The 8,046-nt window shown below is 57.8% G+C and carries 9 protein-coding genes and 1 pseudogene; 3 read left to right on the top strand and 7 right to left on the bottom strand.

The window, feature by feature from the left end; genetic code table 11:
* The first annotated feature begins 157 nt into the window (after positions 1–157).
* Positions 158–1,297, top strand: a complete 1,140-nt coding sequence (locus ABIB38_RS23875; protein ID WP_036209533.1) for a glutathione-independent formaldehyde dehydrogenase — start codon at positions 158–160, stop codon at positions 1,295–1,297.
* A gap of 277 nt (positions 1,298–1,574) precedes the next feature.
* Here ABIB38_RS23875 and ABIB38_RS23870 read toward each other — a convergent pair whose 3' ends face one another.
* Positions 1,575–1,922: a LysR family transcriptional regulator gene (locus ABIB38_RS23870; protein ID WP_051996335.1), complete on the bottom strand. Its 348-nt coding sequence runs from the start codon at positions 1,920–1,922 to the stop codon at positions 1,575–1,577.
* A gap of 114 nt (positions 1,923–2,036) precedes the next feature.
* Complete coding sequence (locus ABIB38_RS23865; protein WP_379737980.1) at positions 2,037–2,390, bottom strand: winged helix-turn-helix transcriptional regulator; 354 nt, start codon at positions 2,388–2,390, stop codon at positions 2,037–2,039.
* Between the two features lie 191 nt (positions 2,391–2,581).
* Here ABIB38_RS23865 and ABIB38_RS23860 point away from each other — a divergent pair, with 191 nt between their 5' ends.
* The gene (locus ABIB38_RS23860) at positions 2,582–3,586 is read left to right on the top strand and encodes a zinc-dependent alcohol dehydrogenase family protein (protein ID WP_429207263.1); all 1,005 of its coding nucleotides are present in this window, start codon (positions 2,582–2,584) and stop codon (positions 3,584–3,586) included.
* 9 nt (positions 3,587–3,595) lie between these two features.
* Positions 3,596–4,588 carry a zinc-dependent alcohol dehydrogenase family protein gene (locus tag ABIB38_RS23855; RefSeq protein WP_279976164.1) on the top strand — a complete coding sequence of 331 codons (993 nt, stop codon included), beginning with the start codon at positions 3,596–3,598 and terminating at the stop codon, positions 4,586–4,588.
* A 62-nt stretch (positions 4,589–4,650) separates the two neighbouring features.
* Here the strand turns inward: ABIB38_RS23855 and ABIB38_RS23850 are convergent, their stop codons facing one another.
* The 5 genes and pseudogenes from ABIB38_RS23850 to ABIB38_RS23830 all read right to left on the bottom strand — a co-directional run.
* On the bottom strand, positions 4,651–5,685 hold the full coding sequence (locus tag ABIB38_RS23850; protein ID WP_285383130.1) for an LLM class oxidoreductase: 1,035 nt from the start codon (positions 5,683–5,685) through the stop codon (positions 4,651–4,653).
* 215 nt (positions 5,686–5,900) lie between these two features.
* Positions 5,901–6,987, bottom strand: a pseudogene (locus ABIB38_RS23845) (IS3 family transposase).
* A 33-nt stretch (positions 6,988–7,020) separates the two neighbouring features.
* Positions 7,021–7,173 (bottom strand): hypothetical protein, encoded by a 153-nt coding sequence (locus tag ABIB38_RS23840; RefSeq protein ID WP_184238383.1) that lies wholly within the window; start codon positions 7,171–7,173, stop codon positions 7,021–7,023.
* A gap of 247 nt (positions 7,174–7,420) precedes the next feature.
* Positions 7,421–7,723 carry a putative quinol monooxygenase gene (locus ABIB38_RS23835; protein WP_066419950.1) on the bottom strand — a complete coding sequence of 101 codons (303 nt, stop codon included), beginning with the start codon at positions 7,721–7,723 and terminating at the stop codon, positions 7,421–7,423.
* A 102-nt stretch (positions 7,724–7,825) separates the two neighbouring features.
* Positions 7,826–8,046, bottom strand: a 221-nt coding sequence (locus ABIB38_RS23830) for a hypothetical protein (RefSeq protein ID WP_429207261.1), incomplete at its 5' end; no start/stop codon positions are given.

The raw sequence follows: 8,046 nt of genomic DNA, 5'->3' as shown, positions 1-8,046 counted from the left end.
TTAGCTCGGCCTTCGCTCGATTTACGCAACAAAGCCGGCCCAGGCGTAAATCTTTGCAGCGTTCAACAGTGCGCCTTTGTGAAGAATTTCGTTATATTCTTTCTCCTCCTAACGTCGCTGCTCGCGATGAATTTACCCTCGTTCTGAAAGGAAAATCATGAAGGCACTCGTTTATAATGGCCCGTGCGACGTCCAGGTCAAAGACATGCCGGACGCCAAGATTGAAAAGCCGACTGACGTCTTGGTCCGTATCACGACAACCAACATCTGCGGGTCCGACCTACACATGTACGAAGGCCGTACCAACCTGGAAACGGGCCGTATCTTGGGCCACGAAAACATGGGTGAAGTCATCGAGGTCGGCAACGCCGTCGAGCGCGTTAAGGTCGGCGACGTTGTCTGTCTGCCGTTCAACATCGGCTGCGGCTTTTGCGAAAATTGCGAACGGGGCTTGTCCGGCGCTTGCCTCACGGCAAACCCAGGCACGGCCGGGGCTGCCTACGGTTTTGCCGGCATGGGTCCGTACAGTGGCGGCCAGGCCGAACTGCTACGGGTGCCGTTCGGCGATTACAACTGCTTGGTACTGCCGGAAGACGCTAAGGAAAAGGAAAATGACTACGTGATGTTGTCGGACATTTTCCCGACCGGCTACCACGCTACCGAATTGGCTGGCCTTAAGCCGGGTGAATCGGTCGTGATCTACGGCGCCGGCCCGGTCGGCCTAATGGCGGCCATGTCTGCGTTCATTAAAGGCGCAAGCGAAGTTTTCGTCGTGGACACGCACAAGGATCGTTTGGCTCTGGCCGAAAAGATGGGCGCGGTGGCGATCGACGACACCGGAGGCGCCGGCGTCGAGAAAATCTTGAACCTTACCAACGGCAAGGGCGCCGACTGCGGCTGCGAATGCGTTGGTTACCAGTGTTGCGACAAGCACGGTAAGGAAGTGCCAAATCTGACAATGAATAACTTGGTGCAGACGGTCAAGGCCACTGGCGGCATCGGCGTGGTTGGTGTATTCCTCCCGCAGGATCCAAAGAGTCCAGACGCGTTAGGAAAGGAAGGTAAAATTGCCTTCGATTTCGGCAATTTTTGGTTCAAGGGTCAGAAGATTGGCACCGGCCAAGCCAACGTCAAGCATTACAACCGTTATTTGGCAAAATTAATTCATAAAGGTAAAGCGGCGCCCTCGCAGATCATTTCACACGAGCTTGCATTGGAGGATGCACCGACTGGCTATCGGAATTTTGATAAACGTGCCGAAGGGTGGACCAAAGTCGTGCTGAAACCTAATAAATAAAGAAAATATTATTTATTGGCGCATGCTAAAAGACGATTCACAAAATTAAAGCAGGCGATAGGTTTTACAATAAATGGTTAGTTCGCGCAATTTTCTTTCATTTCGGGAAGTTAAGGAAAGAAGATTGCGCGGAAGCACTTTGCTACTTTCTAAATCGTCTCAAAGCTCGACTTTTTCCAATGATCCCGCGTAGCAGACGACTTCAATAAGTCAATCTAACAAGGCACGCGGTATTTTTACCATATCAGGTCAGTTACCCGACCCGCTGTAAATTCCATCACTCCATAGCTTTCAATGAATCCGTGAAGGATTCCACCGCCAGGGCGGAAGAAATATCGATCCGGAGACGCCCGCGCACGATGTCGCCCGGCGCGCCGAACATGGTCACCGCTTCATCGACCCCGCCCAGAATCCCTGCGACCCTGACCAGAAACGCCTCACCCTCCGCGGTGAGGCTCACCTTGCGCGTCGTGCGCTGGAACAGACGCACGCCGAGCGATGCTTCCAATTGATTAATGGCCAGCGTCACTTGGGGGCGGCCCATCTGCAGCGCTTCAGCGACCTTCGTAAAACTCTGGAGTTCAGCAAGCCTGGAAAACAGGCGCATCGATTGAAGCAGCTCCATCGACACATCTTTCTTGGTAGTGGGTACGGCCTGGCCGCGTGCGGCCAGGCGCCGGCAAAAGCCGATTATAGAGTCCGAATTGTTATCGTCGAATACAACAATCAGCTCGGCGATTCAGGAAAGCGGCAAGGCTTCGCTTTCATCTTCGACGATCTCAGCTTGGCCGGAAGCTGCTCTGTTGCGTTCTACCTTATCGAGCAGTACGAAATTGGCTTCGGCCCAATCGTAAAGTGCCAGCAAAGGCTCGACGAACTTCTGTCCAAGCTCCGTCAGCGAATATTCGACTGCGGGTGGAACCACCTGGTGCACCTTCCTCGACAACAGCTGGTCGGCTTCGAGCTCGCGCAAGGTCTGGGTGAGCATCTTCTTCGAAATTCCCGGCATGCTGCGCTGTAACTGGCCAGTCCGTAGCGGACCGAAACTAAGGACGTAGATCACCATGGACGTCCATTTGGGCGTCAATAGCATGTGGATACGCCGCGGTGGACAGGTTTCACTGATGACCAGTGGATCGGGGGGATGACGAACGGTGGAAGCCATGGTTACCTATAGGTGCCTATGATCCTAAAAAGTGCCTAATTTACAGGCGGGACCTTATGGATCAATATTACCCCACATTCAGTTTGCCCCCAAGGGCCACATTCACAAGGAACCAATACATGACTACCCAAGCCACCATGCGCGCACTCGTCCTGAACGACTACGCCGACGGCAAATTCATCGATACCCAGGCGACCCGGCCAGCACCGAAAGCGGGCGAAGTGCTGGTACAGATCGCTGCCAGCGGCGTCAATCCGATCGACTACAAGATCCGCACCGGTGCAGCGCCGTATGCCATGCCCGAACTGCCTGCGATTCTCGGCACCGATCTGGCGGGCACGGTCGTCGAGGTCGGTGAGGACGTGAGCGACTTCAAGCTCGGCGACGAGGTGTACGGATTGGCTGGCGGCGTGCGTGGCATTCCGGGAACGCTCGCCGAATATGCGGCCGTCGACGCTCGCCTGTTGGCACCGAAGCCAAAGAACCTTAGTATGCGCGAAGCGGCTGCGTTGCCGCTGGTGTTTCTGACCGCTTGGGAAGGTCTGGTCGACCGTGCCGGCGTACATGCTGGCCAGCGCGTGCTGATCCAGGGCGGCGCGGGTGGTGTTGGTCACATGGCAGTGCAGATCGCCCGTGCGCTCGGCGCCGACGTGTATGCGACTGCCTCGGCGGCTAAGCACGCCGTCATCAAAGGCTACGGCGCTACGCCCATCGATTATCGCGACGCCAAGGTCGTGGACTACGTCGCGAAGTATGCAAATGGCGTTGGCTTCGACGTGGTCTATGACACCGTCGGCGGACAGACGCTGGACGACTCACTTGTTGCGGCCAGGCCTTATGGACACGTTCTCAGCTGCTACGCTTTCGCGGAGCACAATCTGGCGCCAGGCTCTCTGCGCTGCGTGACATTGTCCGGTATCTTCGTGCTGCTCCCCATGTTGAGCGGTGAAGGACGAGCCCACCATGGCGACATCCTGCGCGAGGCGACCCGCCTGGCGGAGCAGGGCAAACTGAAACCCTTGGTCGACGAACGGCGCTACACTTTGGCCGACGCGCATGCCGCGCATGACGCTCAGGAGGCCGGCAAGGCCCTTGGCAAGATCGTGATCGACGTCGCTTCCTGAAGGATGGGTATGACCATGTCGCAGGTGGTTCGATTTCATGAACTTGGCGGCCCGGGTGTATTGCGGTTGGAGCAGCGCAGTGTCCCTGAGGCCGCAGATGGCGAAGTACTCATCGAGGTGCAGGCGATCGGCTTGAATCGGGCGGACAAGATGTTCCGCATGGGCCAGTATCTCGAGAAGGCGCAACTGCCATCCATGCTGGGCTTCGAGGCGGTTGGCATGATCGCTGCACTTGGCCCGTCGGTGCAAGGATTCGCGGTCGGCGACATGGTCGGCGTCCTGCCCGGGTTCGAGCTCGGCAGATATGGCACCTATGCCGAGCATGCGTTGATTCCCGCTACCCACCTTGTCCCGCAACCGGCCGGCTTGTCCGCGGTGGAGGGAGCTGGCCTGTGGATGGCCTATCTGACCGCATACGGCGGTCTCGTGGAGGCCGGAGGACTTGGCAAAGGAGACTGGATTGCCATCACCGCTGCATCAAGCAGCGTAGGCTTGGCTGCGATACAGGTTGCACGCCAGGTGGGTGCGCGGCCCATCGCGGTGACACTGACCAGCACAAAGCGCGATGCACTGTTGGCTGCTGGAGCCGAAGCCGTCATCAGCACGTCAGACGAGCCGTTGGAGAGCCGCCTGCGCGAACTGGCGCCGTACGGGATCCAGTGCGCGTTCGACGCGGTCGGCGGTCCGCAAGTGAACCAGCTCGCAGGGGCCATGGCCAAGCGCGGAACGATTGTCGTGCACGGCGCACTCAGTCCCGATGCGACGCCGTTTCCGCTGAAGCTGGCTTTGAAGCGCAGTCTTTCTGTGCGTGGTTTCGTGTACACGGAAGTGACCGAGGATGCAGCAGCGCTGCAGCGCGTCCGGACTTTTATCTCGGCAGCAATTGAAGCCGGTATCCTCCGGCCGCTCGTGGACAGGGTCTTCTCGCTGAGTGACGTCGTGGCAGCGCACGAATACCTCGAATCGAACCAGCAGTTCGGCAAGATCGTGATGACAGTTTGAGAGCGCTGCAACGTATTTGCTCAGCGTGGAAGCGCGGCAAGACTTCGCCCCGTCCGACAGCATTACTGGACGGGGCGATCGCTGTTGATGATCAAGTTCGACGGAAACGCCGGCAGGACGAATTCGGCAAGCTCCTGCAGCACCTCGGTAGCCGGCCGGCGCGATGCTTTCAGGTTGAAGGCGACATGGTTCACGCCCAGCTGCTGCAAGCCGCCGAGGTAGTCGATCAGCCTGTTGCGCCCGACCCGCAGGCCGGAATGGATGCGCATCAAGGGGTGATTTGCGTCGTCAGCCAGGTCGAAGAACAGGCCTTGGGCAAACGGCTTGAAGATGCCCGACTGCGTCTCCCGCTGCACAACGTCGCGCCATGTCGACACGATCGGTGCCAGGTGTTCGGGATTGACGAAGTAGTAAAGCCAGCCATCCGCATGCCGCGCAATCCACTCCAGATCCTGGCGGCTGCGTCCAGTGACGATGGCCGGAATTCGTCCGTGGGGCGGCTTTGGGAGCAAGTCCAGACTCCCATCCAACCTGCCAAAACGTTCGGAGTCGTGCACGGCGAACGCTTCCTGCAAACTGGCCCGGAACATCCCGAACGCATCGCGGAATCGCTCGCCGCGCGTCTCGAAATCGCCTTCTATGCCAAATGCGGGGTACTCGCTCGGGCGATCGCCTGACGAAATGCCAAGTACCATGCGGCCGCCGGAAAGCTGGTCGACCGATGCAGTCTGTTTCGCCAGCAGCAGCGGATGGCGCAGGGTGATTACCGCGCTGCCTGTGGCCAGTGCGATGCTCTGGGTGCTGGCGGCGAGGAAGCCTAAATAGGTGAACGGTTCGTACAGCTGTCCGGTGTCACCGAACATCGGATCGAATAGTGGGACGTCACGCGCCCATACACCTGCAAAGCCTGCCTGGTCGGCGTAGCGCATGACGGTGACATGATCGCGCATCGTCGGCGCCGGCATATCGGGGTATGCCTCCAGTGGCAAGATGAATCCGAGTGTCAGCCGGCCGGGCGCGAACATTCGCCGGAAACCAGCATGATGCTCGACGTGCTCGGAAAAGGGCCACTCGCGCGGTACTGTAGTGTCGTCCATTGTTTGCTCCTTGTGCGTGGATTTGGCCGTATCGCCGGCCGGGGCTTCCGGCCGGCTGGGGGCCAAAATCAGTCGGCTACCTTGATCACGACCTTGCCAAACGCACCGCGCGCCAGGTGCTCGTAGGCCTGCACCGTGTCCTGGAAGGCGTAGACCTTGTCGATCACTGGCTTGATGGTAATCTCCCCATTTTTAGAGCGAGCTAAAAGTAGAGGTTAAGCGGCAAGAGCAAGTTTCTGTTGTAGTGTAATGCCGCCGAGTGCCATGTTGGGCCGGTCGTGATTGTAGGTCCACAGCCAGCGAGTGGCAAATTCCTGGATCTCGTCGAGCGTTTCAAAGAGGTGATGAACCAGCCAATCGTACCGCACGGTCCTGTTGTAACGCTCCACGTAAGCGTTTTGCTGAGGCTGGCCGGGCTGAATAAAATCGATGCGGATTCCACGTCTGGCTGCCCAAGCCAAGGTCACGGCGCTGATGTACTCTGGACCGTTGTCACAACGGATCGCATCCGGTGTGCCGCGCATTCGATAATTCGGTCCAGCGACCTGATGACGCGTTCGGATGGCAGCGAGAAGTCGACCTCGATACTCAAGCCTTCGCGGTTGAAGTCATCGATGACGTTGAACAGGCGGATGCTGCGTCCGTCGGCAAGCTGGTCATGCATGAAGTCCATGGACCAGCTCTGGTTGATCGCGGTCGGCACGGCCAGGGGCAGCGGCTTCTCGCGCACCAGGCGGTGGCGCGGCTTGATCCGGAGGTTCAGCTCGAGCTCACGGTAAATGCGGTAGACCCTTTTGTGGTTCCATTTAAATTTTTTGACGTTGCGCAGGTACAGAAAGCACAGCCCAAAACCCCAGTTGCGCTGGTTGTTCGTCAATCGCACCAGCCAATCAGCGATGACGCTGTTTTCCGCGTCCAGCTTGGCCTTGTATCGGTAGCAGGTCTGGCTGATGCCAAACGCCCGGCACGCCAGGTTAATCGTGGCTGACCGCTGTGTCACGGCCCACTGCGCCATCTCTCGCCGCAGAGATGGCGCTACCACTTTTTTGTCAACGCCTCCGCGACAATCTCGGCCTTTAGGCGCTCCTCGGCATACATCTTCTTCAGGCGCCGATTCTCGTCCTCGAGTTCCTTCATGCGTGCCATCAGCGACGCATCCATACCGCCGTACTTGGCGCGCCACTTGTAGAACGTGGCGTTGCTGATGCCGTGCTCGCGGCACAGTTCCGGGATAGGGCTGCCGGCTTCGGCTTGCTTGAGGATGGCGATGATCTGGCTGTCGGTAAAGCGGAACGTCTTCATGTAGAGCTTTCTGTTAAGTAGAAAATTCTACTTCTAAACGCGCTTTTTTGTGGGGGGATTACCGTGGATGCGCACGCGCGTGTAATCGATGACGTCGCGGAACAGCAGCGATGCCATGGCGATTTCGCCTGCGGTAAGGGGGCGCCAGCGCTGCGCATGCAGGCGGCAAACAGGTACGGCATCCATCGGTTCTTTTGCAAACTTAAGAGGCTTGGCAAGCTTAACTTAGATTGCTCGGATACCGTTTTGAACAGCTCCTTCGAGAGCGTGACCGCGTCAAAGACGCCTTTCATCAAAAATGTTGCGGCCGACCACTATCGACCCGTAAGCAGGCCTTGTCGATTCCATGAAGCGGTCGTTCAACGCCCGCGCCAAGCTACGACTCGCTGGCGCCGCCAGTGAGCCGTCGACTTGAGCGACTTGTCGGGCTTGCTCAGCCCGGCAGCTTTGCCGCAAGAACGTCAACCTTTTCGATTGACGGCGGCTGGGCGAATAACTCACCCGCTTTTTCCATGAGCGCGGCCGCGACTTCGCCGGAAAGATGAGCTTGCCGCCCAGCCTCATCTGGAAACGCGTCAAAGATGCCAAAGGTTGACGGCCCCAGGCGGATGCCGAACCAAGCTGTAGTAGCTGGCTCTGCCTGAACGAGGGGAAGACCACTTAACAGAAAGCTTTCTACGTCTTTCTCCTTACCTGGCTTGGCTTCAAGACGAACGAACAACGCGAGTTTGACCATGACATATCTCCTGTTATTAAACAGACAGCAATTCACGCATTTTCCAGCGAGCCGAATGCAATGATGACCGAACCGCCACCACTTGCGGCGAAGCGGCTTTCTTCACGTGCCCGAAAGCAGTTCGCTAGCGAAGGACCGATACCGATTGAATGCGCAGCCAATACCGGATGGTAAAAGCGTTTCAATATAGTATATGGCGATGTTGCTCACAGGGCAAGCAAGAAATATTGGTAGAGACAGCAGCAGTTCGTTGCGGTTGCTTGCAGTTGGATCGCAGATGTGCAGACGGCTTTGTTGAGCAAATCGAGCACAGGCCGAGCTGG

This window comes from Massilia sp. UYP11 (genome assembly GCF_050434805.1).
Classification (GTDB): domain Bacteria; phylum Pseudomonadota; class Gammaproteobacteria; order Burkholderiales; family Burkholderiaceae_D; genus Telluria.
This window is presented reverse-complemented; position numbering and strand designations above follow the sequence as displayed.

Excerpts from the sequence above, each read along its gene's own strand:
- ABIB38_RS23835 (WP_066419950.1), bottom strand. The coding sequence starts at position 7,723 with ATGGTCAAACTCGCGTTGTTCGTTCGTCTTGAAGCCAAGCCAGGTAAG.
- ABIB38_RS23860 (WP_429207263.1), top strand. The coding sequence starts at position 2,582 with ATGACTACCCAAGCCACCATGCGCGCACTCGTCCTGAACGACTACGCC.
- ABIB38_RS23850 (WP_285383130.1), bottom strand. The coding sequence starts at position 5,685 with ATGGACGACACTACAGTACCGCGCGAGTGGCCCTTTTCCGAGCACGTC.
- ABIB38_RS23865 (WP_379737980.1), bottom strand. The coding sequence starts at position 2,390 with ATGCTATTGACGCCCAAATGGACGTCCATGGTGATCTACGTCCTTAGT.
- ABIB38_RS23870 (WP_051996335.1), bottom strand. The coding sequence starts at position 1,922 with ATGGAGCTGCTTCAATCGATGCGCCTGTTTTCCAGGCTTGCTGAACTC.
- ABIB38_RS23875 (WP_036209533.1), top strand. The coding sequence starts at position 158 with ATGAAGGCACTCGTTTATAATGGCCCGTGCGACGTCCAGGTCAAAGAC.
- ABIB38_RS23840 (WP_184238383.1), bottom strand. The coding sequence starts at position 7,173 with ATGGATGCCGTACCTGTTTGCCGCCTGCATGCGCAGCGCTGGCGCCCC.
- ABIB38_RS23855 (WP_279976164.1), top strand. The coding sequence starts at position 3,596 with ATGACCATGTCGCAGGTGGTTCGATTTCATGAACTTGGCGGCCCGGGT.